This is a genomic window from Kitasatospora sp. NPDC094028, assembly GCF_049543595.1.
Classification (GTDB): Bacteria; Actinomycetota; Actinomycetes; order Streptomycetales; family Streptomycetaceae; genus Kitasatospora.
Genome location: NZ_JBMVFA010000141.1, coordinates 1 through 1,017, shown reverse-complemented (window position 1 = coordinate 1,017; position 1,017 = coordinate 1). Strand labels below are relative to the sequence as shown.

1 protein-coding gene is annotated in these 1,017 nt (G+C 70.9%); it reads right to left on the bottom strand.

Annotated features, from left to right (window positions below):
- The coding region (locus tag ACPC54_RS42395; protein WP_498973126.1) for a DUF8823 domain-containing protein at positions 1–1,017 on the bottom strand (1,017 nt) is incomplete at both ends.

Here is a 1,017-nt window from a genome sequence, read left to right as displayed (position 1 = left end):
GCTCAGCCAGGGGGAGTAGGGGATACGGATCAGGATGCGGCCGGCCTTGCGCACGTCCAGGGTCATCTCGCCCTGCTCGGCACGGTCCACCCGCGCGTTCGGCTCGGCCAGCGGCGTCGGGTCGGTCACCTGGAACAGCTGCCAGTTGGCGTCGCCCCAGATCTGCGTCAGGTACGGCATCCCGCGCCGCAGCAGCTGCCGCTCGCGCTCGCCGCCGTCCCCGTCCGGGTTGTCCTTGGGCAGCACCACGAAGTGCACGGCCCACCGCTGGAGCCACTCGTGGTAGTTCGCCGAGTTGAGCGTGTCGTCGTAGAAGAGCGGGTTGCGCTCCATGTCGGCCTGCCGGTTCCAGCCCCGCGCGAGGTTGACGTACGGCGCGAGCGCGGACGCCTCGCGGTGCGAACGCGCCGGTACGACCTCCACGCGCCCCCGCTCCGCGCCGACCTTCTGCAACTGGTTGACCAGCGGGGCGAGCTCGTGCGCCCAGGACGCGGTCGGGGTCGTGTGCACGATGTCGTCGACCGACTTGTAGCCGATCCACGCGACGAACCCCAGGAACGCCACCACCGTCGCGTACCACTTCCGCGACTTCGGCACGGTGAACGGCAGCGCCGCGACCAGCGTCGCGCCCGCGAACAGCATCGGCAGCCGCGAGATGTTCGAACCGATCTGGGAGTTGACCACCCACACCGCCACCACCATGGCGGTGTAGACGGCCGCCGTCAGCCGGACCGTGATCCACTGTTTCGGCACCAGGAACAGGCAGAGCAGGCCGTACACCAGCGGCAGGCTCACCGAGCCGATCGTCATCGGCTGGGTGCCGGAGAAGGGGAAGAGGAAGTACGACGCGGCCACCACCGCCGCGGGAGCGATCCCGAGCGCCCACGCGCCCGGCCGCCGCTTCTGCAGGAACAGCGCGACCGCGACCAGGCCGACGAACAGCCCGGAGACCGGCGAGGCCATGGTGGAGAGCCCGGCCAGCGGGGCCGCCACCGCCGCCTTCGCCCAGCGTCTGTG